Genomic DNA, 26,639 nt, shown 5'->3' on the forward strand with positions numbered 1-26,639 from the left:
CCGACATGTTTGATAATCCCGATCTTCTCAAGGCGGTCTTCGGCCGGTTGACCCTGGAATCCTTCCCGTATCATGAGCCGATTCTGGTCGGCACATTTGCCATGGTGGCCCTCGGCGGTTTGGCACTGGTGGGGCTCCTCACCTATTACCGCCTCTGGGGCTACCTCTGGCGCGAATGGTTCACCAGCATCGACCACAAGCGCATCGGCATCATGTACATGATCCTCGGCATCGTCATGCTGCTGCGCGGCTTTGCCGACGCCATCATGATGCGCCTGCAACAGGCCATGGCCTTCGGCGGCTCCGAGGGCTATCTCCCGGCCCACCACTATGACCAGGTGTTCACCGCCCACGGCGTGATCATGATTTTCTTCGTGGCCATGCCGCTTGTCACCGGTCTGATGAACTTTGTCGTTCCGCTGCAGATCGGCGCGCGCGACGTGTCCTTCCCGTTCCTCAACAATTTCAGTTTCTGGATGACCACGGCCGGGGCGATCCTCGTCATGATGTCGCTGTTTGTCGGGGAATTCGCCAAGACCGGCTGGCTCGCCTATCCGCCGCTTTCCAACATCGGATACAGTCCCGATGTCGGGGTGGACTATTACATATGGGCGCTGCAGATCGCGGGTATCGGCACGCTCCTGTCCGGTGTCAATCTGGTGGCGACCATCGTCAAGATGCGCGCCCCCGGCATGACCATGATGAAGCTGCCGGTCTTTACCTGGACGGCGCTCTGCACCAACGTGCTGATCGTGGCGGCCTTCCCGGTATTGACTGCCGTTCTCGCCCTTCTCAGCCTTGACCGCTATGTCGGCACCAACTTCTTCACCAATGATTTCGGTGGCAACCCGATGATGTATGTGAACCTCATCTGGATTTGGGGTCATCCGGAGGTTTACATTCTCATTCTGCCGGCTTTCGGCATCTTTTCCGAGGTCACCTCCACGTTCTCCGGCAAGCGTCTGTTCGGCTACACGTCGATGGTCTATGCCACGGTCGTCATCACCATTCTTGCCTATCTGGTCTGGCTGCACCACTTCTTCACCATGGGCTCCGGCGCCAGCGTGAATTCCTTCTTCGGCATCACGACGATGATCATCTCGATCCCCACCGGGGCCAAGATATTCAACTGGCTGTTCACGATGTATCGCGGGCGCATCCGCTTCGAATTGCCGATGATGTGGACGATCGCTTTCATGCTGACCTTCGTCATTGGCGGCATGACCGGCGTGCTGCTCGCCGTGCCTCCGGCAGACTTTGTCCTGCATAACAGCCTGTTCCTTGTGGCGCACTTCCACAATGTCATCATCGGCGGCGTGCTGTTCGGCCTGTTTGCCGGCATCAGCTACTGGTTCCCGAAGGCATTCGGCTTCAAGCTCGATCCGTTCTGGGGCAAGATGTCGTTCTGGTTCTGGGTCATCGGTTTCTACTTCGCCTTCATGCCACTTTATGTACTCGGTCTGATGGGTGTGACCCGGCGCCTGCGCGTGTTCAACGATCCGTCGCTACAGATCTGGTTCGTGATTGCGGCTTTCGGCGCCGTCCTGATCGCCATCGGCATCCTGTCCTTCCTCATCCAGATCTATGTCAGCATCCGCAACCGCGAGAAGCTGGCCGACCTGACAGGCGATCCCTGGGATGGACGCACGCTGGAATGGTCGACATCGTCGCCGCCACCGGCCTATAATTTCGCCTTCACGCCAGTGGTGCATGACCTTGATGCATGGCACGACATGAAACGGCGCGGCTACACCCGTCCACTCGAAGGCTTCAAGGCCATCCATATGCCCAGCAACACCGGCACAGGCATCATACTGGCGGTCCTGAGCATCATCTTTGGCTTTGCCATGATCTGGTACATCTGGTGGCTCGCGGCAGCCAGCTTCATTGCCCTGCTTGCCGTCACCATCGGACATACCTTCAATTACAAGCGCGACTTCCACATACCGGCGGAGGATGTGGTCCGCACGGAAGGTGAGCGAACCGCTCTTCTCGCAGGAGTTGCACGATGAGTTCACCAGCTTCCGCAGTACACGGGGACGGCGCGGCTCCGACATTCTATCTCGTTGACGAACATGATCATGCCGAAGGCGGCAGCACCATGTTCGGCTTCTGGATTTACCTGATGAGCGACTGCCTCATCTTCGCCGTGCTGTTTGCGACCTATGGCGTGCTTGGCAGCAATTATGCGGCCGGGCCCTCCCCCAAGGACCTCTTCGATCTGCCGCTCGTGGCTATCAACACGTCGATGCTGCTTTTCTCGTCCATCACCTATGGCTTTGCCATGCTGACGATGGATAAGGGACGCATTGCCGCGACACAGGGATGGCTGGCCTTGACCGGTCTGTTCGGCCTGGCATTCCTTGGCATCGAGCTCTACGAATTCGCGCACATGATCCATGAGGGCGCAACGCCGCAACGGAGTGCGTTCCTGTCATCGTTCTTTACGCTCGTCGGGACACACGGCCTGCACGTCACCGTTGGCCTGGTCTGGCTGGTCACGCTCATGATCCAGGTCAAGCGTTATGGCCTTATCCAGGCAAACAAGCGCCGGTTGATGTGCCTCAGCCTGTTCTGGCACTTCCTCGACGTCATCTGGATCGGCGTCTTCACCTTTGTCTATCTGATGGGAATGTTGCGATGACACCAGCACATACGGATGATCACGGCCACGCGGAAGACGATGGGCACGCCCATGGTTCCCTGCGATCCTATCTGGTCGGTTTTGGCCTTTCGGTCATCCTGACAGCCGTTCCCTTCTGGCTGGTCATGACCGGCGCACTGGACTCCAAACAGGCAACCGCATTCGCGATCATGGCTTTGGCCGTGATCCAGATCGTGGTTCATATGGTGTTTTTCCTGCACATGAATGTTCGGTCGGAAAACGGCTGGAACATGATGGCGCTGATCTTCACACTCGTCCTTGTCGTCATCACCCTGACCGGCTCCCTATGGGTCATGTACCACCTCAATACCAACATGATGCCCGGGCATGACATGAGCCAGATACCGTGATGGCCGAATAACTCCGGGACGACGCAATGGATGATGATGGCCACTCTCCAAGCTCCCGGCCCAGAGCTCTGTGGCAACTCGGCCTCCTCGGTCTGATCGGCCTTTCGGGCGTGCTTTTGCTGACAGGGCTTGGCGTCTGGCAGCTGGAGCGGCGTGTCTGGAAGCTTGACCTTATCCAGCGCGTCGAACAGCGTATCCACGCACCGGCAGTTCCCGCACCCGGTCCGTCCCGATGGCCTGGGATCGATGACACGGAAGCCTACCGTCATGTCCAGGTCCGCGGGCATTTCCGGGCCGGCCATGACACGCTTGTAAAGGCCGTTACCGAACGCGGCAGCGGTTCCTGGGTCATTTCACCATTCCAGACCGATGATGGTTTCACCGTCCTGATCAATCGAGGCTTTGTACCGGACGATGCTGCGCAGGATTCATGGCAGGTGAGCGATGTGACGGCGCAGGCCGTGACCGGTCTTCTTCGCATGACCGAGCCTGGCGGCGGCTTTCTGCGGCGCAACGACCCCGCTGCCGACCGCTGGTACTCGCGCGATGTCCCTGCCATCGCCACCGCGCGCGCACTCGGAGAGGTAGCCCCCTATTTCATCGACAGGGATGCCGGTACCAACGCGCGGGACCTGCCGATCGGCGGCTTGACGGTTATCCGTTTTCCCAACAATCATCTGGTTTATGCCATAACATGGTTCGCACTTGCGCTCATGCTGGCCGCGGCTTTGATTTATGTTGGACGATATGAATGGCAAGTCCGCAAAACCATGCGATTGAATCAGGCCTGATATGTTGAACCCAGAGGCGAACCGAGTGGATTCGAACCAGATCCGCCAAACTGAAGACGGCCTGATGGCCGGGCTTCGGCCAGCAGCGCCGCCAGCTGACTACACTGCCAACTGGAAGAACATGAACCTGCTGGTCCAGCTGCGCTGGATCGCCGTCATCGGGCAGGTCGTGACCATCGCCGTTGTGCATGAATGGCTCAATCTTGAGTTGCCATTGCTGCCGATGTTCCTGGTTCTGGCTGGTTTGATCGGGCTGAATCTCGCCAGTATCGTCTGGCTCCGCAATGACCAGATCACCACGCAGGCTTCCCTGTTCATTGTCCTTGTCTTCGACGTGGCAGCGCTCACGGCGCAGCTCTATTTGAGCGGTGGCGCGACCAATCCTTTTATCTTTCTGTATCTGCTGCAGGTCACACTCAGCGCCGTCTTGCTTGACGCACGCTTGACCTCGGCAATCGTCGCTATCGCCGGCATAAGTTTTGCCGGCCTGACGGTGTTCTACGAGCCAATCATTCTGCCCGGTCAAGGCCCCGACGAACTTTTCCGCCTGCACATCATCGGCATGCTCATCTGTTTCGTGCTCGACGCCGCCCTGCTCGTCGTCTTCGTTGCCCGCATCAATCGCAACCTGCGTGAGCGCGACGCCAATCTTGCCGCCCTGAAACAGCATGCGGCGGAAGAAGACCATATCGTCCGCATGGGCCTGCTTGCCTCCGGCGCGGCACACGAACTGGGCACGCCTCTTTCTTCCCTGTCGGTCATCCTCGGAGATTGGCGACGGGTTCCGGCTCTTGCCGCCGATCCCGATCTCGTTCAGGAAATCGATGAAATGCAGGCCGAGGTGCAGCGTTGCAAGGCCATCGTCACGGGTATTCTGCTGGCGGCAGGCGAGGCACGCGGCGAAGCGCCCACGGTGACCACCGTCAATGCCTTCCTGGATGAACTGGTCGCTGAATGGCGGGCGGCGCGGTCCGCAACGACGCTTTCCTACGGAAATGCCTTCGGGCTCAATCTCACTATCGTTTCCGACTCGGCGCTCAAGCAGGTCATCTTCAACGTTCTCGACAATGCATTCGACGCATCGCCGGGATGGGTCGGATTTCTGGCGGAACGCGAGGGTGATATGCTGGTGCTGCGCGTCAACGATGCCGGGCCCGGCTTCCAGCCGGACATACTGGCAAAGTTCGGCAAGCCCTACCAGTCAAGCAAGGGCCGTCTCGGTGGCGGTCTTGGACTGTTTCTGGTCGTCAATGCCGTGCGCAAGCTCGGCGGTGCCGTGCATGCCCGCAACCTGCCGCAGGGCGGCGCGTCCGTGACACTGGAACTGCCGCTTGCCTCGCTGGCCATCGGAGTGCACGAACATGACAAATGATCGGCTGTTGGTTATCGTCGAGGACGATACGGCGTTTGCCCGGACGCTGAAACGTTCGTTCGAACGGCGCGAATACAATGTAGTGCTGGCAAGCGGACTGGAAGAACTGCGGGACATCCTGCAAACCCAGTCACCCCACTACGCCATCGTCGATCTGAAACTTTCCGGCGCATCAGGCCTTACCTGCGTCGAGGCGCTGCACGCCCATAGTTCGGAGATGCTGATCGTTGTGCTGACGGGATTCGCCAGCATCGCCACCGCCGTGGAAGCGATCAAGCTCGGTGCCTGTCATTACCTCGCCAAGCCGTCCAATTCCGACGACATCGAAGCGGCTTTCAGCAAGGCCGCAGGCAATACGGAGATCGATCTGACCGCGCGCCCAACATCGATCAAGACGCTGGAATGGGAGCGTATCCACCAGATGCTGGTGGAAACAGATTTCAACATTTCGGAAGCAGCCCGGCGCCTTGGCATGCACCGCCGCACCCTCGCCCGCAAACTGGAGAAACGCCGGGTGAATTGACCCGGCGCTGCCCTTCACCTATCGGCCGGGCTGGTTGCGCAGCTTTTCCGCTTCCGCATAAAAGCGCTTTTCCCATTCCTTGTGATTGTCGAGCCCTTCCCGGATGAACGGGGTGAACACCGCCAGGTTCATCAACATCCAGTTGACGAGATTGGCTGGAAACCGTGTGGGTTTAACGAAATCGACAAAGAGAACGACGCGTGTCTTGTCCGTGTGATTCCACGCCTCATGCTCGTAGGCATCGTCGAAAATCAGCGCCTTGCCTTCGTGCCAATGGCAAATCTGGTCTTTGACGCGAATGGCAAGCCTGTCTGACTGTTCGGGAACGATCATACCGACATGGAGACGCAGCACGCCATTATAGGGGCCGCGATGCGGTGGTAAATGCTTGCCGGGCTCGAAAATCGAGAACATGGCCGTCTTCAGATTGGGAATCTTCTGCACAGCCGCCCATGTCTTCGGACAGGCCTGAATGTTCTGTTCCGATTTCACCCCGAAGCCGATCAGGAAGAAAGTCTTCCAGTTCTTGTCGGTCGAGATGGTTTTGACGTCCGTGGAAATCTCCTGGAACGCCGGCAATTCACTCTGCCGGAGAAGGACACGATCAAGTTCGGTGCGGATTTCCGGCCAGGCTTTCTCAATCTCGCTTGACCAGGGAAAGGTTGCATTGTCGTAGACGGGAGGATTGCCGAATTTGGCATATTTGAGATTGAGCCCTTCGGCCCAGGAGACAATGCTCATGAAAAAACGGGTGACCCGGCTCGGGCGATCCATCGGTGCGATACCGGCCGTCGCGAAGGATTGATCCGCATTTCCAGTTTGCAGTTGTCCTGAATCTGTTTCTTTCAATGTTCTGTCAGTCACGATCATCCCAATCATTCATTGGTCTTACCGAAAGTCCACCCGCCATCGCTATCGGAGCGCGGCCAGACATTCGCACCGGCCAGATTATACGATCCAGGCGGAGTTTCTAGGTGCTGCAGCAATAATTGAGAAGCCAACTCACCTTTTTCAAAGGCTTTTTTGGTCATTCCACAGGCGCAATGGCGCGGATCACGCGATCGTGAATCCGCGCAATGGGGCCCTCTCCGGTAGCGTTTGGCTAAAAGCCGAGGGTTTGCTGGGCCGGTTCAGGCGGGCCGACATGTACGCCTTCAAGTTCCAGCATGCGGATTTTGGAGGTTGAGCCGCCGGGCGCCGAGAAACCGCCAACCTTGCCGCCCGCCGCCAGCACCCGGTGGCAGGGGATGATCAGGGCGACCGGATTCTTCGCCATCGCCTGTCCCACGTCCCGTGCCGCTTCCGGCCCGGCACCGAGCTCCTTGGCCAATCCGCCATAGGTAACCGTATGGCCCCAACCAATCCGCCGGACAGCATCATATATGCGTTTGAAGAACTCATCCTGCCCATCAAGGTCCAGCACGATTCCGGAAAAGTCAGTCTCTTCGCCTTTGAAATAGCGCTTGACCGCCGCAACCGCTTCGGAAATTGCCGGCGTGGGCGCTGCAGGTTCGGCGACTGGCAGGCGCCGGAGCAAAAGCCGCTCCGTTCCCTCTGCACTCCTTGTCGGAAGCTGGAACCGCGTCACACCACGCGTATTCCAGGCAATTCCGCAAAACCCGCCTTCGGTTTCAAAGATATGATAGCTGTGCACTGTCTGACCCATGACATGGCCTCCGTCTTTCACATGTCATGAACATCATGCCGGCGGCCCCTGAATTCAACCCGTTTCTTGCACCGGGAGAATGCTGTTGCCAGCCCATGACACATTCAATGAGCGGGAGCTCCGCTTGCCTGGCCTTTCTTGGTCAGAAGCACGAAGAACGCGGCAATGATCAGCATTGCACCCAGCACAACGAACGTGTCGCTGTAGCCCATGATCAGCGATTGCCTTTTGACTGTCTGGCCAAGCGCAATGATCGCCTGTTCACGCGCCGCAACCGGGTCTGTCACGCCATGCGCCATGAAATAGGCCGTCATCTGATCAAGCCTGCCACGAACCGTTTCACTGAACAGATTGACAGAATTGCCGATGGTGTTGGAATGAAACTGTTCCCGTTTGGTGACAATCGTGGCCAGCATCGCCGTGCCGAATGCACCGCCGAGATTTCGCAGCATGTTGAAGACGCCGGACGCTGCAGCGGATTCGTGGCGGGCAACGCCGACCATGGCAATGGCCGTCAGCGGTGCCATCACCACAGCCTGCCCGATGGCGCGGACGATGTTGGGCAGCCAGAGCTGATCGCCGGAATAATTGGCCGACATGTGAACATTCATGAAACAGCTGCCACCGAACACGCACAGGCCGAGAAAAACGATGATGCGCGTATCAAACCGGCCCATCAGCATCGGAACGAACGGAATAATCAAAAGCTGCGGCAAGCCTGTCCAGGCCATGACCGAGCCGATCTGTTCGGAATTGTAGCCCTGGACCTGACCAAGATATTGCGGCAGCAGATACACCGAGCCGTAGAGGCCGAAACCGACAAGCATGTTGGCAACGGTGCCGAGGCCAAAATTGCGCCGTTTCAACAGACGCAGATTAACGGCCGGGTTCTTCACGGTCAGTTCGATCCAGACAAACAGTGCCAGAAACACCACAGCGATAATCGTCAGGCGAACGATGAAGGGCGAACCCAGCCAATCGTTCTTGTTGCCTTCTTCGAGCACCGTCTGAAGTGCGCCAAGACCGATGGCCATGGCCAGAATGCCGAACCAGTCGCCTTCCCTCAGCAGGCCGAGGTTCATCGGCTGGCGCTCGAGATTGAGATAGAGCGCGGTGACCATGAAGGCGCCGGGAACGAGATTGATAAAGAATATGTACTGCCAGCCGTAATTCTCGGTGAGGTAACCGCCGATGGTTGGACCGATCGCCGGCGCAAAGGTTGCGGTGATGGCAAAAAGAGCCATGCCAACGGAATGCTGTGACCGCGGCAGCTTGGTCAGGATCAGCGTGAACGCCATCGGAATGAGCACGCCGCCGGTAAAACCCTGAATAGCTCTGAGAATGATCATCTCTTCGAGATTGCGCGCAAAGGCGCAAGCCACCGAAAATGCCAAGAACAGCAGGGCATTGACCAGCAGGAAACGCCGGAAGGAAAACACCCGGCTGAGATAGTCGGTCAACGGGATGACAATGATTTCGCCGATGAGATAGGCCGTCGAAATCCACGCGCCATTGTCGACGCCAGTGCCGATACCGCCCTCGATATTGAGGAGTGAGGCATTGGTGATCTGGATATTCAGCACAGCCATGAAGGCGCCGATCAGGCCGGCAAAGACGGTAATCCACGTCTTGAGGCTTGCGGGGCGTTCCTGATCGGCAACGGGTGTGGCAGCAACGGACATTTTCTTCGTCCTATCCGGATTTGCTAGTTGGCGGCCTTGAAGCAGGCAGTCTCGCCGCACTTGGCCGCGCCTTCGGAATCCTTGAGATTGATGGTCGGGGTCACCGACATGCCGGGACGCAACAGGCCGGTGAGCTTGCTGTCATTGTCGAGGACAACCTTGACCGGAATGCGCTGCACGATCTTGGTGAAATTCCCCGTTGCGTTGTCCGGCGGCAACAGAGCAAATTCCTGGCCGCTGGCCGGTGCAATGCTGTCGACACGTCCCTTCAAGGCGACACCCGGGAAGGTGTCGACGGCGATATCGACAGGCTGGCCTTTTTTCACATCCGTGAGCTGGGTCTCCTTGAAGTTGGCGATGACATAGACATCGTCAACCGGAACGACCGCCATCAGCTGGGTTCCGGACTGGACATACTGTCCGACGCGCAGGGTGCGATTGCCAACCACGCCATCCACCGGCGAGACGATCGTCGTGTAACCCAGATTGAGCTCGGCCTGATCCTGAACGGCCCTGTCGCGTGCAAGCGCGGCGTTCATCTTCGCCAGTTGGGCTTGCAGCACGCCAACCTGTTTCTGCGCCGAAACAACGGCGCCTTCGTCACGCTGAAGCGTCGCCTTGGCAATATCCAGTTTGGAAACAGCCTGCTGGGCGTTCTGCACGCTTCCCGCGCCTTGCGTTGCAAGGGCACCGTAACGGTCATTGTCCTGCTGGGCGAATTTCAAGCTGGCCTGATCGACCGATACGGTCGACTGCGCCTGGGCAATCGCTGCCTGCTGCTGGTCGAGGCTCGCCACGATGTTTTCTATGTCAGCCTGTGCCGCGGCGACATCAGCCTTCGCCTGCTCAAGCGCAACTACGTAATCGCGGTCATCTATTTTTGCGAGGGGCTGATTGGCACGGACGGGTTGATTGTCCGCCACAAGCACTTCGCGCACATAGCCGGAAACCTTCGGGGCAACGATGGTGGAATCGGCCTTCACATAGGCATCATCGGTTGATTCCTGGAACCGTCCGACGGTCCAGTAGTGCCAGCCGACCTTCGCGCCCAGCCCCACAACGATCACGGCCGCGCCAAACAGCAGCAACTTTCGAACATTGCGCGGCGGCTGCTTATGCGGCGGCTCTATCTTGCCTTCCTGCGGTGCCGACATGGCTTCATCGGCACTCAGTGTCTTTTCAACCTTGAGATCGAGGGGTTGCGTGTTTTTGGTCATGGCGAATGCCCTTAGTTGAGGAACTAGATCGGCACGGTTCATCGGGAGAACTCGGGTCGGGGATAAATAAGGAACCCAGTAGTTCCCTAATTATGTCTGGACAATTCCGTTTGCAAGACAGAAAATGCTCAAGCAACTATTTTTGAAGACCGAAAGCAGAAGACTGGTGACAAAACCAACGGATACAATCGAGATCGAGCGGGACAATCAGGACGAAAACACATCAGAGATCAAGCGTCCGCGCGGACGGCCGCAAAACCGGTCTGATGCGGAGACGAAGCATCTGATTCTGCAGACCGCCACTCAGGTACTGCTGGAAAACGGTTACACCGCGACCCGCATGGAGACGGTTGCCCGGGAGGCGGGTGTTGCGAAACGGACCATTTACCGCTTCTGGACAACAAAATCTGAACTGCTTGCGGCCATCGTGGCAGAACGCGGCGAGCAGATTGCCGGCAGGGTTGACGCGTTCCTGCAGACGATCCATCCGGAATCACTGGACCATTTGGGATTGAAACACGCGCTCGAACATATCTTGAGCGAATTTGCGCACCTTGTCCTATCCGACCAGACCGTCGCATTCTACCGTCTGGTTACGGCAGAAGCTCTGAACTTTCCGGAAGTGGCCAGAGCCTTCTACAGGGAAGGGCCATCGCGAAGCTCGGCTATGGTTGCCCGGTTTTTGGAACAACAGGAAAAGCGCGGGCTGATCAAGCTCGATGACTCGAAGATTGCCGCAACGATGCTGCTCGGCATGGTGACCGCAGAACCCTTTCGTATCGCGACGCTGGGACTGGCTAGCGTTCCCGAAGACCGCGAGATCGAAGAACGCGTGGCCATGGCGGCAGCATTATTCCTTCAGGGATGCAGCATCAGGCCAGCCAATTCCGGATAGTTTACTCTTTCTGCAGCCCGAGATAATCCGTGAGCTCGCGTGCGGCGGCACCGCCGGCACGATTTGCACCTATGGTGGAGGCCGAAGGGCCGTAACCGACCAGATGAATGCGCGGGTCCTTGGCAACCTGTGTCGCCAGCCTGCCCGACATGATGATGCCGCCATTCTCCTCACGGATCTGGAGCGGGGCGAGATGATCGAGCGAACTGCGGAATCCGGTGCACCACAAAATCACGTCCGCTTGCTCTTCCCTGCCATCGGACCAGCGTATGCCGCTCCGGGTGATCCCGGCAAACATTGGCAGCCGTTTGAGCACACCACGCGCCTGTGCGGCGCGCAGCGCCGGCGCCCACGGAATCCCGGTGACTGAGACCACCGACCCCGGCACCAGCCCGCGTCGCACCCGGTCTTCCACAATCGCCACCGCCGCCCGCCCATCTTCCGGCGTAAACGGTGTATCGCGAAACTGCGGTTCCTGCCGCGTCACCCAGGTTGTTGAGGTGACCCGGGAAATTTCGTCCAGGAGTTGCAGCGCGGAAATGCCACCACCGACAACAACGACATGCTTTCCGGCAAACTCATCCGCCGTCTTGTAATCACGGGTATGCAGCTGCCGGCCCTCAAAATTTTCCGCCCCCGGATAGGCTGGAATATAGGGCGTCTCCCACGTTCCCGTCGCATTGATGATGCCGCGCGCAGAAAACCCACCCTCTTCGGTCTCGATACGAAAGCGCCCGTTGCGCTCGCACACAACCTTGACCGTCTGCGGCCGGTAGACCGGCAATTCGAACTTCCGTTCATAGGCGGCGTAGTATTGCGGCACCGCTACCGATGCCTTGACTTCGTCACCGGCATCAACCGCCTCAACAAACCGCAGCCCCGGCAGATCGTGAACGCGATTGACCGTCGTCAAAGTCAGGGATGGCCAACGGTACTGCCACGCGCCACCGGCACCGGGCGATTTGTCCAGAACCAGGTAATTCTTCCAGGATTTCAGGCCAAGCTGTTGCAGGTGATAGGCGGAGGAAAGACCCGCCTGCCCGGCACCGATCACGACAATATCCGCCTTCAACAGCGCGCGCGCATCTTGCTGTCCCGAAGGAGCATCCGCGCCGTGTACAGGTATGGGAGGGGCCGCTTGATCTGAAGGCATAGCCGATCATAAATTCGATCCGCGCAAATTCAAGGTCCGGCGATTGGCTTTTACACCCGACCGCCACGGCGCGTCGGCTGGGGCTTCGTCAGTTGCTCGACCAGTTCGCGCCCATGAGGATGCAAATCCTCAAACCTGCGTGCGCAGATGGCCAGATGCCGCGTGGCCCACGTATCCGTCAGACGCACCGAATGGATGGGCATCGAGCGGCGATATCTCTTCGCTGCAGTCTCCGGGACGATCCCCAACCCGACATCCCGAGCAACCATACGGCAAATGCCTTCAAAGGTCCGCAGACGAATACGGAAGGCAAGAGCATGACCGGCACGTGCTGCGTGATCACCGAGATAATCCTGCAGCGGACTGCCGGCACTCAATCCGACAAATTCCTGCCCGGCGACATCGGCGAATGCGATATGGCGATGCCGCGCCCATTGGCTTGAGCGGGCAACAACAAGCACCAGGCGATCAACGGCGAAGGGCCGCAATTCCAGACTGCCGTGATCCACCGCATCCGTGATCACACCGATATCGGCAGAACCGCCTGCCACCGCCTTGACGATCTCGGTGCTGAGACGCTCCTTCAAATCGATATCGACATTGGGCCGGACGGCGAGAAAGGCCGCAAGCCTTTCCGGCAGAAATTCCGTCATGGCCGCAGTATTCGCCATCAGACGAATGTGACTTTTCAGGCCCTTCGAGAATTCACCCAGCTCCCCGCGCATCTGCTCGATCTGCCGCAGGACAATACGGGCATGATGGGCAACCGCATCGCCAGCCGGTGTGGTTGTGACGCCGCGCCGGCCGCGTTCAAGCAGCGGGAGACCGATGACGTCTTCCATGCCGCGAAGCCGGGCACTTGCGGATGGCAACGTCATGTTGGCCTGCGTGGCACCATGGGTGATGCTTCCGGCTTCCACAACCAGAAGAAAGAGACGCAGATCAGTCAGGTCGAAACGCATGCATAGGGGTGTAGCACTCAATCTGCCTTCGGCATAGCCTTAGGCAGAGTTCGGTTCTTCCGCATTGTGAACAGTGCCATCCCGCGCAATGCTGGGGCATGTTTGACCTGTCCGCAGCTTCTCTTCTCATGATTGCCCTGACGTTCTTCCTTGCCGGTATGGTCAAGGGCGTGACCGGAATGGGGCTGCCGACCGTCGCCATGGGTATTCTCGGGACCATCATGCCTCCGGCAGGCGCAGCGGCGTTGCTGCTCGTTCCCTCTTTCGTCACCAATGTCCTGCAATTGCTTTCCGGGCCAAGCTTTGCGGTCCTCGCATTGCGGCTGTGGGCCATGATGCTCACCATCCTGCTGGGAACAATTGCAGGCGCCTGGCTTATGGTCAATGATACGGCTGGTTGGACCACGATGGGTCTCGGCGCTGCCTTGATGCTCTATGCGGGTTTCGGTCTTGCAGCCCGCCAGTTGTCGGTTCCGCGCAGCCTGGAACCCTTTCTGTCGCCGCTCGTTGGCATCGTCACGGGCGTCATAACCGGCGCAACAGGCGTTTTTGTCATACCGGCCGTTCCCTACCTGCAGGCGCTGGGTTTGGCCAAGGACGATTTGATCCAGGCGCTTGGCCTGTCCTTTACCGTGTCCACCGTCGCGCTCGCAATCGGGCTGACATCGGGCGGAGCGTTGCAGTTCGATAGCATGAGCACGTCAGCTCTCGCATTGGCACCTGCGCTGTTCGGCATGTGGTGCGGTCAGAAGGTGCGCGATGCCATCAGCCCTGCAACTTTCCGCCGCTGGTTCCTTGTCTGTCTCCTGCTGCTTGGACTGGAGCTGGTTGTGAAGCCGTTGCTCTGACATCCGCTGATAACGATCTTCTGAGCCCCGGCTACAAGTGCCGTGAAGACGTGTCCACCCCGAATGCGCCCCATCTGATCGTTGACAGGGACGGCTGAAAGCAAAAACCCGTGCTGCGTTCTTCAGCACGGGTTTGAATGGCATCGTTGGGTTCGTCTCGACCAGCCTACTCCTGGCGCTGACCAGTCAGGCTGAGCAGCAGCTGGAAGATGTTGACGAAGTTCAGATAGAGCGAGAAAGCGCCGAAGACCGCGAGCTTCTGTTGCGATTCGGAATCATGGCTCTCGGCATACTGCTCCTTGATCGACTGTGTGTCCCAGGCGGTCAAGCCGATGAACACCAGCACACCGGCTACGGATACGATGAACTGCAGCATCGACGAGCCGAGGAAAAGATTGACGAGGCTCGCGATGACCACGCCGATCAGACCCATCATCAGGAAGGAGCTGAACTGCGACAGGTCACGCTTGGTCGTGTATCCGTAGAGGCTGGTTGCGCCAAACATCGTTGCCGCAATGAAGAATGTGCGGGCAATGCTGGTTCCGGTGAAAACAAGGAATACGGATGCCAGGGACAGGCCCATGACCGCGCAGAAGGCCCAGAACATGGCCTGTGCCGACGATGCGGACATGGACTGCATCTTGAACGAGAAAAACATGACGAAGGCCAGCGGCGCCAGCATCACGACCCACTTCAACGGCGTCGAAAAGATCGGCACATAGAGAGCCGGTGTTGAGGCAACGACAAAGGCCACAAGACCGGTCACAACCAGACCAAGGCCCATGTAGTTGTAGATGCGCAGCATATGCTGGCGCAGGCCTTCGTCAAAGACCGCGGATGACTGGCCGCGTGCCGTATCCATCCCATAACGCAGAGGTGTATTCATAAACTCGGTTCCTTTCGGTTCGTTGGATCAGTAAAGGGTTTTGGCGAGGCCCAGCGCAGCCTTTTCCAGATCTGCCGTTGCAGCATCCGAAACGAGCGCATAGGCGACATCGCCAATTTGAAAATAGGCTGCAGACGTACCGTTCACGCGGAGAGCGCGGGGTTTGACGACATCAAACGCGCCAGGACGCACAGCAAAGAGCGAAATCGGACCAAGGCTGTCGGACCGGATTTCCATTTCGACACTCGGTCCAAAATTGGACGGAAACAGTTGAACGTCATGCACCGTCCACTTCTCAGGCATTGCGGGTATGACGATTCCGGTCGACGCGCGTATCTCCGCGGGGTCGTAGCTGCGGGTTTCCGGCTGCGATACCATTTCGGCACGGAGCGATGATGTCTTGTGCGCCATGATGGCGTCTGAGACGTAGGCCGGCGGCGGCGTGGCGGCGACAACTTTGGAGACGGTCAAAGGACCGAACCCCGCATGGGCCATCCAGCCCAGGGCCAGCAGCACCCCAACCGCCGCAATGCGTTGCAAACCGCCAAACAGCCGGTCCCGTCCGAGACCCCGTTCAAGCCGGTGCGCGAGTTCTGATGTTTCCGCAGACCCGGCCGTATGCCCCTGCGCCAGCGCAAGCCGAAGTTCGTCGCGCGACTGCAGATCGGACATGACACGAGCGGCCTGTTCCGGGTGCTGCGACAGGTAACGTGCAATCTCAATCCGGCGAAGGGTATCGAGCTGGTCGTCTATATAGGCGTCCAGATCCGCTTCGACGACGGGATCGATCGTTTCAGTCATCTCGGCCTCCTACAATTTTCAAATGACCGGCCTTTCCCAATTGCCGGTCGTTTTCGTGGGAACGAAGGGTTGCGCGGGCCCGGCTGATCCGCGACATCAAGGTACCGACCGGGATGTTCAATGTGTTCGCCGCTTCTTCGTAGGAAAGACCTTCCAGCGCAACGAGATGAAGTGCGGACCTCTGCTCTTCAGGAAGAGCAAAAAATGCTTCCCGCACCTGGCCAAGCCGGACGGAATGTTCCTGTGGCGCATCGATGGCCACATCGGCAAGGGAATAGGCAGCTTCCAACGTCCGGGCCTCCACGGCGCTCGACCGCTTGACGTCGATGAACCGGTTGTGAAGGATCGAAAGCAACCACCCCCGAAGCGTATTGCCGTGACGAAACCCGCTTCGCCGCTCATAGGCGCGCAAAAGCGTATCCTGGACGAGATCCTCTGCATCCGCGTCGTTCCGGGTCAGGGAACGGGCATAACGGCGAAGAGAACCAAGCTGTCCAACAACATCAAAACGTGGTTTCGGCGTTTTCATATGGTGTATACGGAGCCCATGCGGTTTTATTCCCGTTACACGAAATTATTTTATTGTAGCACAAACGGATTATCTGGTTTGGGCCGGCGCGAACGGAGCCATCATGCCGAGATACGGCTTGACCAGCGGCGAAGCGTAGCCGCCGCGCTTGCTTGTCGTCAGCCCCAGCGTCACCAGACCTTCCGCGAGCTTGACCGCAGCGCCAACGCCGTCGACAACCGGGACGCCATATTCCTGTTGCAACCTGCGGGCAAGGTCAGCCATCCCTGCGCAACCCAGGACAATGGCTTCAGCCTGATCGTCCCGCAGCGCCTTTTCGATTTCAGCGCGGAGCTTTGTCGTGGCGCCGGATGATGGATCATCGAGGGACAATACGGGAATGGCCGCAGCTCTTACGGTGGCGCGGTCCGACATCCCATAGCGATGCACCAGGCCCCTCACCGGCATGATCGAACGCTCAAGGGTTGTCACGATAGAAAAACGCTGCGCGATGAGCGCTGCGGTTACGACGGCCGCCTCGCAAATGCCGAGTACGGGAATGGATGCCATGGCCCGCGCAGCATCAAGGCCCGTATCATCGAAACAGGCGATGATTGCCGCATCGGCCCCGCTTCTTTCGCCCTCGGCGATCTCCGTGAGCAAGCCGGGGACCGCAAATGCCTCGTCATAGTAGCCCTCGATCGACACTGGCCCCATGCGCGAGGTCCGAGCGCTGATCTCGGTTGCTGGACCAGCCACAGAACGGGCCGCACTCTCGATCGAGTTGGTCATGCTGACGGTGGTATTGGGATTGACGAGCAGAATGCGCATTTGCTGTTTATCCGACATGTGCACGGCGGCGGCCAAGAACGATGATCGCCGTCAGAGCAGCAATGATAACCAGGAATGAGAAGACCGACGTAACGGTACCCAGCGCATAAAGCACAGGGGTCGTCACATTCGTCGTCATTCCGTAGATCTCGAGCGGCAAAGTGTTGAATGTGCCGGCGGCCATCAACGTACGGGCAAATTCGTCATAGGAAAGCGTAAAGCCAAAGAGCCCGACACCAATCAGGCTCGGGGCAATCATTGGCAGAAGCACGTGGCGAAAGGTCTGCCAGGCATTGGCGCCAAGATCACGCGCCGCCTCTTCATAGACCGGTGAAAAGCGATTGAACACGGCGAACATGATGAGCACACCGAAGGGCAGCGTCCAGGTCAGATGCGCACCGAGCCCGGATGACCACCATGCGGGCCTTATGCCGAGTACCTGAAAGAACAGGCCAATGCCGAGGCTGATCAGAATGGAAGGCACGACAAGACTGGAAATCGCGAGATAGAAGAGCAGCGTCGATCCCTTGAACTTGCGCCGGAATGCCAGACCGGCCAACAGCGAAACCACCACCGTGATGACCGTGGTCATGAGCCCCAGGATCATAGACCGGCGGAATGACCCGCCAAAATCACCGACGGCCTGCTGCTCGAAGAGATTGCTGAACCAATGCAGCGACATTCCATTCATCGGAAAGGTCAACCCTCCGGACGGTCCCTGAAATGACAGAATAAAGATTGTCGTGAGCGGCCCGTAGAGGAAAAGCACGAACAGTGTGAAGAAGAAGGCGAGAATGTAGAATTCGCGGGATCTTGTCTCCGTATGCATGTCAGAGTTCCTTGCGAATATCGACAACACGCAGGATCGCGGCAACGATCAACAGCACGACAATCAGGAGAATGACGGCATTGGCGGCGGCAGCAGGATATTGCAGGAGCGAAATCTGGTTTGCCATCATCAGGCCGACCGAGGCGCTTTGTCCGCCCGACATGAAACGCACGGTAATGAAATCACCCATCACCAGCGTGACAACGAAAATCGAACCAATGGCAATGCCGGGCTTGGCCAGCGGTATGATCACATTCGTCAATATCTGAAATCCGGAGGCGCCGGCATCGCGTGCGGCCTCGATGAGCGAGCGATCGATACGCATCAACGTGTTGAAGATGGGCGTGACCATGAAGAGCGTATAAAGATGCACCATCGCCAGGACGACCGCAAACTCTGAAAACAGCAGAAACTCAAGTGGCTTGGGAACAATGCCAAGCTGGATCAGCGATGAATTGATCAGGCCATTGCGCCCCAGAAACGGCACCCATGAAATCATCCGGATGATGTTCGAGGTAAGGAACGGCACAGTGCAGACAAGAAACAGCACCATCTGCATGGTGGTTGAACGGATATGGAAGGCAAGGAAATAGGCCACCCAGAAACCGATAAGCAAGGTGAGACCCCAGACGATCAGCGTGAACTTGAAGGTGTTCAGATAAATCTTCCACGTGACCCACGAGCCCAGTGTTTCGGTATAATTGAAGGTGACGAAATCCGGATAGATCCGTACGGAGTCATAGTCCCAGAAGCTGACCATGACGATTGTGAGGATCGGCAACAGCAGAAACAGACCGAGGATAAGCGCCAGCGGCATCGCCTGGAGATAGGAGAGCAACGGGAGGTTCGACTTGGGCCACACCCTGCGAAATGGCCTGGCGAACTTGTCCGGCTCGTTGGTTGTATCAGCGGCAAGATCTGTTGTTGTCATGGAACGTTCCTCTGGAGGGATAGGCCGCCCTTCCGCGGGGGAAAAGGCGGCCAAGCTGCACATCAGGCGGCGATGAACTCGTTCCATTTGCGGACCATGTAACGATCCTCGTCCATGACGGAATTCCAGCATGCAACAGCACCCATGCGGGCTTCGAATGCCCCGCCATCGCGAACTGCCCCCGCCTTCTCCATGACCTTGCCATCCGGAGCAACGATGTCGCCCGCAGCCGGCTTACCTTCCATCCAATACCCCCATTCATCCGCCGTCATGAAGTTCTTTGCGGTTTCAGGCGCTGCGGAATAATAGCCCTGCCGATTGAGATAGGCGCCCACCCAGCCGGAGAGATACCAGTTGATATATTCATAGGCGGCATCAAGCTCGATGCCGCTCAGGTGCTTGGCGAGCCCGAGCCCGCCACCCCAGGCGCGATAGCCCTCCTTCAGCGGCTGATACTTGCAGGCTATGCCCTTGGAGCGGACGGCAGCGACGGCCGGCGACCACATGGACTGGATGACCACCTCACCGGAAGCCATGAGATTCACGCTTTCATCGAATGTCTTCCAGAAGGAGCGGAACTGGCCGTCGGTCTTTGCCTTGATGAGGAAGGCAACCGTCTGGTCGATTTCCGCCTTCGTCATATTGCCCTTGTCGCCATACTTGATGGTGCCCATGGATTCGCAGATCATGGCAGCGTCCATGATGCCGATCGACGGAATATTGATGATCGACGCTTTGCCCTTGAAGGCAGGGTCCATGATATCCGCCCAGCTGGTGATGTCGCGGCCGACCAGATCCGGCCGGATACCAAGGGTATCGGCATTGTAGATCGTCGGGATCAGAGTCATCCATTTGGTCGGTTCGGAGGCAAATTTCGTTGAGCCCGCGCTTTCGACAAAGCCCACCGTATGGGGCGCTGTTCCCTGCGCGATCTTGCTTTCCGGAGTCAGTTTGCCGGTTACAAAGAGCGGGGCGATCTTGTCGAAATACTTCATCTTCGACACATCCATCGGCTGCATGACACCCGCCGGAAAGACCTTCTTGGCGATCCAATATTCGATATCGGCGATATCATAGCTGTCCGGCTGTGTGACCGCGCGCTGGGTCACCGCGTCGGAATCGAGCGCCGTCATCTGCAGGGTAAAGCCGAGATCCTCCTTCACCTTGTTGGCAACGTCATTGAGGTTGGAAACGCCTGTTCCGAACTGGCGCAGTGTTACATTCTTGATGTTCTGCGCCCAGATGGTCGGAAAGCCGGTAATGGCGCCGGACCCGGCGACCAGACCTGCAGCCGCAGCGCCCGTCTTCAGAAACGCGCGTCTGTTCAATCCTGCCTTGTGTTTGATTGTATCTGTCATGTTCAGTTCCCCTTTTTTTGGTTGTTTCATTCAGGAGTTCAGACGCCCAAGAATGATGGCGTCATTGCTGTCCCAGGCGAGCGGGATGGCTTCACCCACGAAAACAGGCTTTTCATCGAAGGCCTGGTCGCTGACGATGACCGTGAAATCATCAATGCCGGCACCGGCTACCGAGAGCTTTATCGACGCGCCGCGGTATTCGATGTTGGAAACCACGCCGGTAAACCCGAAACCCGCCGCCGGCGCGCCGCTGATACGGACGCGATCGGTGCGGATGGCGATATCGATGGCCGCTCCGGCCTCGGCATGACCTGCGGCGGCGAGCGAAATACCGCCCGGAATATCAAAATGGACAAGGCCCTTCGAACTGTTCGCAACCCGTCCGGAAACCACATTGTGATCGCCCATGAAGCGCGCCACAAAAGCTGTCGCGGGTCGCTCGAACACGGTTCGCGGATGTGCCGCCTGCTCGATCCTGCCATCGTTCATCACAACGATGAGATCCGCCAGCGCCATCGCTTCTTCCTGGCTGTGCGTGACATGGACGAAGGTTATGCCCAGGCTGGTCTGCAGTTTTTTGAGCTCAGCGCGCATGCGTATCTTGAGAAACGGATCGAGAGCGGAAAGCGGTTCGTCAAGCAGGAGCGCTTCCGGGTCAGTGATCAGGGCGCGTGCAAGCGCGACCCGCTGCTGCTGCCCGCCGGAGAGTTGTGCGGGCCGGCGGGTCGCATAGGCGTCCATCTGCATCAGTTTGAGCATGGCCATTGCCTTGGCGCGCCGCTCTTCCTTGCCGACGCCCTTCATCTTCAGGCTGAAGGCGACGTTGTCGATGAGATCGAGATGCGGAAACAGAGCATAGGACTGAAACATCATCGCCGTGCCACGCTTGGCCGGAGGAAAATCCGTCACCACAGTGTTGCCCAGTCGGATATCACCGCTTGAAATCACTTCGTGGCCCGCAATCATCCGCAATGTCGACGTCTTGCCGCAACCGGATGGCCCCAGAAGACAGCAATATGTCCCGGCGGGAATCTTCAGGCTGATCGTGTCCACGGCCGTTGCGGTACCGTAGACTTTCGAAACCGATACGATGTCAATTTCAGCGGCTTTGCTCATGCAGCGTTCCCTTTTCTGCCCACTGGAGCTCTGCATATACCGTGCCAATTCCGAGACTTTTTCCTAAGCCTCTGGAATCCTTGCGCCAATTTCCGCAGGATCAGTTTCCCAGCGCATACCGCAATGCTGCAATGCACAATTTATGTTCAATGTTTTCAATCTTCGGTGAAATTGTATGCAATTTATATTTCCACAGCGTGCAATCTTGGATGCTGGTCTTAGCTGGAAATCGCGCTAAAAGAGACTTGGAAGGCAGGAACCGATGAAGCCAGCAATTGAGACAGTCCCGTTACGCGATGATGCGCAAGATGACCGTTCGCAACTCATTCGTGAGGCGCTTTACAATGCTATCGTCGAGCGAAGGCTGGCCCCGGGCACAAAGCTGATCGAGACCGAGGTGGGCGAGCTTTTCGACGTCAGCCGCACGGTCGTGCGCGCCGCATTGCAGATGCTGGCGTTTGAGGGACTGGTCAAGATCGAGCGCAATCGGGGCGCGTTCATCGCCTATCCCTCACCAGACGAAGCGCGGCAAATCTTTGAATCCCGCCGGGTCATCGAGCCGGAGATTGCCATGCGTGCGGCTGAGCGCATGGTAATCGCTGACATCGACATGTTCCGAAGCCATTTGAGAGAAGAAGAACGGTTGCTTGCGGAGCGAGGACCAAATGCGCGGCGCGCGGCGATCAAAGCTTCTGGCGATTTTCACCTGATGCTCGCGGCGGTTGCCGGAAATCAGATTCTTGAGCGTTTCATGCGGGAACTGATCGCCCGATCATCCCTCGTCATCGCATTATACGGACAATCCGGGGCTTCGAGCTGCGCCAGATCGGAGCATGCGGATATTCTCGGCGCGCTTATCGCACGGGACGGAAAAAAAGCCGCCGGCACGATCCTCCACCACATCGATCACATTGAAGAAGATCTTGATTACAGGGCTGCCGGCAATGCGCCGCTGCGTCAAGCGCTGCGGTTGTAGGTTTCATCCCAAAAGGGAAGGATTTCATATTCCTTCAGTCCTATGCCTTTTGGTTTCGGTGCAGACGCGTTTGATGACGAGCGCAGCCGCAAAACCCAACCCCACCACGCCAAGCACGAGTATGACAGGCATCTGAGCGCCAACAAACCAATAGAAAACGGCGAACAGACCTAACAACGCCAGAAGCGCGACGAGCGCTGAACGCTCCGTACTCACCTTAAATCGGCAACTGCCTATCATGGCCACAATGCCAATCAGGACCGCCCCCATCCCCACGATGAGTGGCAGTGCTGCCATGAGCACTGGCTCGGTTGTTCCGTCCATGCGTATTCCCGTTTCTTGAATTTCTGCATACTGACACCACAATCATAGTCACCTTTCATTGCAACGAAATTACGGTTGCATCCCGGCACGCAATCTATCGTTGAAGAGCGCCGGAAAAGCGCACAATTCAGCGCAATCTCCTGCCAGTCATTCTGCTGGCTGGCCGGAAGCCGTTATGGAAGGCGCAAATTCGACACGGAAGCAGGCGCCAAGCGGTCTCTGCACAATGGTAATATTCCCGCCATGCAGTTCCATGATCTCCTGGACCAGCTTGAGTCCGAGACCGGAACCTTTGGTGCCCTGATGCCGTTTGAAAAACGGCTCGAACACGCGCTCGCGAAGTTCAGCGGGAACGCCCTGCCCTTCATCCGCAACCTCGATCCAGTTTTGCCCGACAATCACCGCGATGGTGCCTGTTCGGCCGCCGTGATCGATGGCATTCTGCACAAGATTGGTCACAACTCTTTCCAAGGCAACGGGATCGCCCTGCACGACCGCATTGGCGGCGGCGGCTTCAAAACCGACTTCATACCCCGCGGTGAATGCCAAAGGCCCCATATCGAGAACGACGCGCTGTGCGAGCTGGATGAGATCAACATCGGTGAAATGGCGCACGTCCTGTTTCAACCGCTGCAGGTCAAGCATTTGTTCCGCCAGAACCGCCAGTCTTGCGGTATCCTCTGTCAGAAGAGATTTGGTCATGCCTTGCGGCAACGATGCGACCCTCGTCTTGAGGATCGCTATGGGCGTGCGCAGTTCGTGCGCGGCGTCGGCGAGAAAACGCTCCTGGCGGTCATAGCCTTCGTCCAGACGACCCAGCGCTCCATTGACCGCGCGCACAAAAGGCGTGACTTCCGAGGGCATGCCAGTCGACGTCAATCGAACCCCGCGTTTTTCGATATCGATTGAATCCGCCTGCGCGGCAGCCTGTTCCAACCCCCGCAGTGATCGCCGCACGACAATGGGCGTTGCTACGAAAGCACCGAGCGCAATGATCCCGAGTATCGGAACGACAAGTTTCAGCAGGATCAGTGAAATTCCCAGAAACACCATGAAGAACGGCGCAAGCGCGGATGATCCCGTCAGTATCTGTACACGGCCAGCGTCGGTCTCGACCCAGCGCATTCGGGCCGTTGGTCTCTCCCGGTCACCGATATTCCAACCGAAACGGGCCTGGCCAATCCGGTCCAGAGCATTTCCTATGCCGGCATATTCCTCCGGGATATCGCCTTCCGTCAGTTGATGCCCCTGCCCATCCCGAATGATGTACCAAAGGTCCGGCACATCTTTTCGCAACGCCCTTATTGCATCCGTATCCTTCAGTATCAGACCACCCTGCGGGTCTCTTCCAATACCCGCTTCGAGAATTTCAACGGTGTTTTCCGTCGAACGGAAGTCGAACAACTGCCCGGAACCGAAAAGCACTGCGATGACAAGAATGAGCACAACGGACTGAACCGCCAGCAACCGCCAGAACAATCGCCGCCTGAGGGATTGCGGGCGCTGCTCCGTCATGACTCCTCCCGCAGGAGATAACCCACCCCGCGAATGACATTGATCACAACCCCAGCCTTCGCATCGGCCAGTTTGCGGCGAAGTCTTGAGACGTGGGAATCGAGTGCGTTCGACTGAATCTCATCGTCAAAGCCGAAGACAGCTTCCATCAGCGCAGGCCGCGGAACCATGCGGCCGACGCGGCGCACCAGGCTTTCAAGCACCAGCATTTCACGCCTTGGCATCTCAAGCCGGCAATTGCCGACGAGAACATCGCGATAGGCCATGTCGAAGCTCAATCGCCCCACCGTGATGATTTGCGACTGCGCCAACCCCGGACGGCGCAGAACCGCCCGCAACCGGGCCAGAAGCTCATCGAAGTCGAATGGTTTGGCCATGTAGTCATCGGCACCGGTCTCGAGGCCGCTGATACGCTCTGGTACCCGCCCCTTGGCCGTCAGAACAATGATGGGCAAGGTGAGACCATTGCTCCGCAATTTTGGAATGAGGCTCAATCCATCCCCATCAGGCAGTTGGCGATCGAGCAGCAGCGCGTCATAAACCCCGTCATTGAGAATGAGCTCGGCATCAAAGAGACTGCCGACATGGTCCATCACCAGATTGTGGCGTGCAAACGCCGCTCTCAGCGCCGAGACCAGTTGCGGTTCGTCCTCAACCAGCAATATACGCATCTGCCACTCCGCCCCCGATTCACCCGACTTTATCGCCACGTCCTTGCATGCGGAAGGTGCCACTCATCCACGCACACGGCGAAAGATCAATCCAACGGCCAGTTCACCCAGAAGAATAGCGCCAACAACAGCTATTCCCATCTGCAGCGGATCACGTTCCGATTGACGCAACAGGAAGCCGAGACCGACCAAGGGCGTATTCCAGACAAAGATGCCGAGAATGGTTGCCGGCAGAAAGCCTTGCAATTTCAATCGCAAGACACCAGCTGGCATTGCCAGGAATATCCTGATGGTCGGAATGGTCTGGGCGACGAGCGTAACCCAGAACTGGTTTGTCTCGTAGGCGTTGGCCATGGCACGGTACCGGGTGACCGGCAGGAAAATATAGCGGCCGAAACGGGCGACAAGCGCATCCGTTCGTTCCTTTCCCGCCAACCGGCCAATGCCATACCAGAACAGGGCACCCAGCGTGGACCCGCACACGGTGGCGAGCACGAGAACAATCAGTTCCGGGAGCCCCGACACATATGTCGCACCGAGAAACACCAGCATGAGATAAGACGGAAGAACCGGGATCAGCTTCTCCGCAAAGGCAAGAGCGACAATGCCAAGCAATCCCATGTCCAGCAGCGATGCATAAAGCGGAGAATCCATCAGCGCGCATTCCCGAGCGAGGGAACCGGATTGCGGGTGATGCGGTAGACCGAAGCCGGCGGGAAATTGCGGAACGTCCAGCCGGTCTTCTCTGCCTTGAGGTCGAGCTTGTGCAGGAGCGGGGGTGACACCGGGCATTTGGGTCCGTAGGTAAACTGGTAAAATCCGCCGTCACGGCGCAACCGGGAAAAACATCCTGCAAGGATCGCCAGCACGATGGCGGGTTTCATCGACAGAAGCGGCAATCCGCTGATGACATTGCCGAAAACCGCGTCTTCAAAGAGGCCGCGCTCCCCGATATGCCGCGCATCCATCTGGTAGAGTTTGGTATCGGGAAATCTTACCTTGAGGAGAGGCACGAACTCAGGCCCATACTCAATCAGCGTGATGTCGCGCTCTGCAATGCCGCGTTTCAGCAGGGCCGACGTGAACACGCCCGTCCCGGGACCAAGCTCCAGAACAGGGCCGTGACACGGCGATATGTGCTCGGTCATCAGAGCCGACAGACTGTTGCTGGATGGTGTTACCGATGCGACGCGTAGGGGTGCGCGCAGCCAGGCACTGAAGAACCGAAGAATATCTGTTTGAGCCATTCAAAATCTCACATGAGGAACGTTGCGGGTTCCACCATGTGCGAGCGCAAACATTGTGACAGTCTGGCATGCCCGGCAAGAATTCACAGGTTCGGCTTGGCGATTCCGGCAGGCCCTGCCGCTGGTCAAATAGCCGCGCCGCCAAGCGAAGAACGCCAATATGCAACACGCTCCTTGAGACGGGCCTGACGGACATAGGCCAGTTTCTCGTCCTCCATTCGTTCGAGTTCCTCGAACACGAAATCGTCCGATGTCCCATGGTTCCAGGCCTGCTGCAGGTCCCGGCACGGATGATTGCCAAGACGAAGCGTAAACCACAGGCGGTTCTGGATCGTATCAAGGTTGGTGCTTTGGCCAATCCAGATTTTGCCCGACGCGAGGCAGCGAACGACATAAATTCCAACGATCGCTTTTCTTTCCTTATAGGCCGCGATCGCCGCCTTTTTGTCCTCGGTCTTCATCCGTCATTCCATTCACAAGAGTTTTCAAGTCATAGCCCCCATAGCAGTCAATCCGAATTTC

29 protein-coding genes are annotated in these 26,639 nt (G+C 57.9%); 9 read left to right on the top strand and 20 right to left on the bottom strand.

The features are described from left to right. Window positions 1–5 precede the first annotated feature (5 nt). The 6 genes from cyoB to ACIQWS_RS18670 all read left to right on the top strand — a co-directional run bounded on the left by cyoB (window position 6) and on the right by ACIQWS_RS18670 (window position 5,701). Complete coding sequence (gene cyoB / locus ACIQWS_RS18645; RefSeq protein ID WP_346304916.1) at window positions 6–2,012, top strand: cytochrome o ubiquinol oxidase subunit I; 2,007 nt, start codon at window positions 6–8, stop codon at window positions 2,010–2,012. Continuing rightward, on the top strand, window positions 2,009–2,644 hold the full coding sequence (cyoC, locus tag ACIQWS_RS18650; RefSeq protein ID WP_346304917.1) for a cytochrome o ubiquinol oxidase subunit III: 636 nt from the start codon (window positions 2,009–2,011) through the stop codon (window positions 2,642–2,644). Before cyoB ends, cyoC begins: the two co-directional genes overlap by 4 nt. Further along, complete coding sequence (gene cyoD / locus ACIQWS_RS18655) at window positions 2,641–3,015, top strand: cytochrome o ubiquinol oxidase subunit IV (protein ID WP_403182759.1); 375 nt, start codon at window positions 2,641–2,643, stop codon at window positions 3,013–3,015. Before cyoC ends, cyoD begins: the two co-directional genes overlap by 4 nt. A gap of 26 nt (window positions 3,016–3,041) precedes the next feature. Further along, window positions 3,042–3,806, top strand: coding sequence for an SURF1 family protein (locus tag ACIQWS_RS18660; protein WP_403182762.1), 765 nt, complete (start codon window positions 3,042–3,044; stop codon window positions 3,804–3,806). Between the two features lie 64 nt (window positions 3,807–3,870). After that, window positions 3,871–5,178, top strand: coding sequence for an ATP-binding protein (locus ACIQWS_RS18665; protein ID WP_403183632.1), 1,308 nt, complete (start codon window positions 3,871–3,873; stop codon window positions 5,176–5,178). Beyond that, window positions 5,168–5,701 (top strand): response regulator transcription factor, encoded by a 534-nt coding sequence (locus ACIQWS_RS18670; protein ID WP_403182765.1) that lies wholly within the window; start codon window positions 5,168–5,170, stop codon window positions 5,699–5,701. The genes ACIQWS_RS18665 and ACIQWS_RS18670 overlap by 11 nt, the downstream gene beginning before the upstream one ends. An 18-nt stretch (window positions 5,702–5,719) precedes the next feature. Here the strand turns inward: ACIQWS_RS18670 and ACIQWS_RS18675 are convergent, their stop codons facing one another. From ACIQWS_RS18675 to ACIQWS_RS18690, 4 genes are all read right to left on the bottom strand, one after another. Beyond that, window positions 5,720–6,565 carry an aspartyl/asparaginyl beta-hydroxylase domain-containing protein gene (locus ACIQWS_RS18675; RefSeq protein WP_403182768.1) on the bottom strand — a complete coding sequence of 282 codons (846 nt, stop codon included), beginning with the start codon at window positions 6,563–6,565 and terminating at the stop codon, window positions 5,720–5,722. Between the two features lie 238 nt (window positions 6,566–6,803). Then, on the bottom strand, window positions 6,804–7,367 hold the full coding sequence (locus ACIQWS_RS18680) for a methylated-DNA--[protein]-cysteine S-methyltransferase (RefSeq protein ID WP_346304922.1): 564 nt from the start codon (window positions 7,365–7,367) through the stop codon (window positions 6,804–6,806). A 104-nt stretch (window positions 7,368–7,471) separates the two neighbouring features. Continuing rightward, window positions 7,472–9,049: a DHA2 family efflux MFS transporter permease subunit gene (locus tag ACIQWS_RS18685; protein ID WP_403182771.1), complete on the bottom strand. Its 1,578-nt coding sequence runs from the start codon at window positions 9,047–9,049 to the stop codon at window positions 7,472–7,474. 23 nt (window positions 9,050–9,072) lie between these two features. Beyond that, window positions 9,073–10,266 (bottom strand): HlyD family secretion protein, encoded by a 1,194-nt coding sequence (locus tag ACIQWS_RS18690; RefSeq protein WP_403182774.1) that lies wholly within the window; start codon window positions 10,264–10,266, stop codon window positions 9,073–9,075. A gap of 166 nt (window positions 10,267–10,432) precedes the next feature. Here ACIQWS_RS18690 and ACIQWS_RS18695 point away from each other — a divergent pair, with 166 nt between their 5' ends. Then, the gene (locus ACIQWS_RS18695; RefSeq protein ID WP_403182777.1) at window positions 10,433–11,161 is read left to right on the top strand and encodes a TetR/AcrR family transcriptional regulator; all 729 of its coding nucleotides are present in this window, start codon (window positions 10,433–10,435) and stop codon (window positions 11,159–11,161) included. A 1-nt stretch (window position 11,162) separates the two neighbouring features. On the opposite strand, the gene ACIQWS_RS18700 is transcribed toward ACIQWS_RS18695, so the two are convergent. Together ACIQWS_RS18700 and ACIQWS_RS18705 are read right to left on the bottom strand one after the other, a co-directional pair. Beyond that, window positions 11,163–12,314: an NAD(P)-binding domain-containing protein gene (locus ACIQWS_RS18700; protein WP_403182780.1), complete on the bottom strand. Its 1,152-nt coding sequence runs from the start codon at window positions 12,312–12,314 to the stop codon at window positions 11,163–11,165. 50 nt (window positions 12,315–12,364) lie between these two features. Further along, a complete protein-coding gene (locus tag ACIQWS_RS18705) occupies window positions 12,365–13,297 on the bottom strand; it encodes a LysR family transcriptional regulator (protein WP_403182783.1) in 933 nt (310 codons plus the stop codon). Window positions 13,298–13,374: 77 nt separating this feature from the next. Here ACIQWS_RS18705 and ACIQWS_RS18710 point away from each other — a divergent pair, with 77 nt between their 5' ends. Next, window positions 13,375–14,124 carry a sulfite exporter TauE/SafE family protein gene (locus ACIQWS_RS18710; RefSeq protein ID WP_403182786.1) on the top strand — a complete coding sequence of 250 codons (750 nt, stop codon included), beginning with the start codon at window positions 13,375–13,377 and terminating at the stop codon, window positions 14,122–14,124. 166 nt (window positions 14,125–14,290) lie between these two features. Here ACIQWS_RS18710 and ACIQWS_RS18715 read toward each other — a convergent pair whose 3' ends face one another. The 8 genes from ACIQWS_RS18715 to ACIQWS_RS18750 form a co-directional block, all read right to left on the bottom strand. Beyond that, on the bottom strand, window positions 14,291–15,010 hold the full coding sequence (locus tag ACIQWS_RS18715) for a Bax inhibitor-1/YccA family protein (protein ID WP_403182790.1): 720 nt from the start codon (window positions 15,008–15,010) through the stop codon (window positions 14,291–14,293). A gap of 27 nt (window positions 15,011–15,037) precedes the next feature. Continuing rightward, the gene (locus ACIQWS_RS18720) at window positions 15,038–15,811 is read right to left on the bottom strand and encodes an anti-sigma factor family protein (RefSeq protein WP_403182795.1); all 774 of its coding nucleotides are present in this window, start codon (window positions 15,809–15,811) and stop codon (window positions 15,038–15,040) included. Continuing rightward, window positions 15,804–16,340 (bottom strand): sigma-70 family RNA polymerase sigma factor, encoded by a 537-nt coding sequence (locus tag ACIQWS_RS18725; RefSeq protein WP_346306790.1) that lies wholly within the window; start codon window positions 16,338–16,340, stop codon window positions 15,804–15,806. The genes ACIQWS_RS18720 and ACIQWS_RS18725 overlap by 8 nt, the downstream gene beginning before the upstream one ends. A gap of 69 nt (window positions 16,341–16,409) precedes the next feature. Further along, the gene (locus ACIQWS_RS18730) at window positions 16,410–17,150 is read right to left on the bottom strand and encodes an aspartate/glutamate racemase family protein (protein WP_403182800.1); all 741 of its coding nucleotides are present in this window, start codon (window positions 17,148–17,150) and stop codon (window positions 16,410–16,412) included. A 7-nt stretch (window positions 17,151–17,157) separates the two neighbouring features. After that, window positions 17,158–17,979 carry an ABC transporter permease gene (locus ACIQWS_RS18735; protein WP_403182803.1) on the bottom strand — a complete coding sequence of 274 codons (822 nt, stop codon included), beginning with the start codon at window positions 17,977–17,979 and terminating at the stop codon, window positions 17,158–17,160. A 1-nt stretch (window position 17,980) separates the two neighbouring features. Continuing rightward, window positions 17,981–18,796 carry an ABC transporter permease gene (locus ACIQWS_RS18740; RefSeq protein WP_346306799.1) on the bottom strand — a complete coding sequence of 272 codons (816 nt, stop codon included), beginning with the start codon at window positions 18,794–18,796 and terminating at the stop codon, window positions 17,981–17,983. A gap of 176 nt (window positions 18,797–18,972) precedes the next feature. Next, window positions 18,973–20,268 carry a PotD/PotF family extracellular solute-binding protein gene (locus ACIQWS_RS18745; RefSeq protein WP_403182807.1) on the bottom strand — a complete coding sequence of 432 codons (1,296 nt, stop codon included), beginning with the start codon at window positions 20,266–20,268 and terminating at the stop codon, window positions 18,973–18,975. 30 nt (window positions 20,269–20,298) lie between these two features. Continuing rightward, window positions 20,299–21,384 (bottom strand): ABC transporter ATP-binding protein, encoded by a 1,086-nt coding sequence (locus ACIQWS_RS18750; RefSeq protein WP_403182810.1) that lies wholly within the window; start codon window positions 21,382–21,384, stop codon window positions 20,299–20,301. 262 nt (window positions 21,385–21,646) lie between these two features. On the opposite strand from ACIQWS_RS18750, the gene ACIQWS_RS18755 reads away from it, so the two are divergent. Further along, the gene (locus tag ACIQWS_RS18755; protein WP_346306785.1) at window positions 21,647–22,360 is read left to right on the top strand and encodes a GntR family transcriptional regulator; all 714 of its coding nucleotides are present in this window, start codon (window positions 21,647–21,649) and stop codon (window positions 22,358–22,360) included. A gap of 24 nt (window positions 22,361–22,384) precedes the next feature. Here ACIQWS_RS18755 and ACIQWS_RS18760 read toward each other — a convergent pair whose 3' ends face one another. The 6 genes from ACIQWS_RS18760 to ACIQWS_RS18785 form a co-directional block, all read right to left on the bottom strand. Then, window positions 22,385–22,684 (bottom strand): hypothetical protein, encoded by a 300-nt coding sequence (locus tag ACIQWS_RS18760; RefSeq protein ID WP_346306784.1) that lies wholly within the window; start codon window positions 22,682–22,684, stop codon window positions 22,385–22,387. Between the two features lie 147 nt (window positions 22,685–22,831). Then, complete coding sequence (locus ACIQWS_RS18765; RefSeq protein WP_346306783.1) at window positions 22,832–24,199, bottom strand: HAMP domain-containing sensor histidine kinase; 1,368 nt, start codon at window positions 24,197–24,199, stop codon at window positions 22,832–22,834. Beyond that, a complete protein-coding gene (locus ACIQWS_RS18770) occupies window positions 24,196–24,870 on the bottom strand; it encodes a response regulator transcription factor (protein WP_346306782.1) in 675 nt (224 codons plus the stop codon). Before ACIQWS_RS18770 ends, ACIQWS_RS18765 begins: the two co-directional genes overlap by 4 nt. 63 nt (window positions 24,871–24,933) lie before the next feature. Then, window positions 24,934–25,524, bottom strand: a complete 591-nt coding sequence (locus tag ACIQWS_RS18775; RefSeq protein WP_346306781.1) for a VTT domain-containing protein — start codon at window positions 25,522–25,524, stop codon at window positions 24,934–24,936. Continuing rightward, complete coding sequence (locus ACIQWS_RS18780) at window positions 25,524–26,117, bottom strand: SAM-dependent methyltransferase (RefSeq protein WP_346306780.1); 594 nt, start codon at window positions 26,115–26,117, stop codon at window positions 25,524–25,526. Before ACIQWS_RS18780 ends, ACIQWS_RS18775 begins: the two co-directional genes overlap by 1 nt. A gap of 125 nt (window positions 26,118–26,242) precedes the next feature. Then, window positions 26,243–26,578, bottom strand: coding sequence for a GIY-YIG nuclease family protein (locus tag ACIQWS_RS18785; RefSeq protein ID WP_346306779.1), 336 nt, complete (start codon window positions 26,576–26,578; stop codon window positions 26,243–26,245). Between the last annotated feature and the right edge of the window lie 61 nt (window positions 26,579–26,639).

This window comes from Phyllobacterium sp. NPDC097923, from assembly GCF_044760925.1.
Taxonomy (GTDB): Bacteria; Pseudomonadota; Alphaproteobacteria; order Rhizobiales; family Rhizobiaceae; genus Phyllobacterium; species Phyllobacterium calauticae.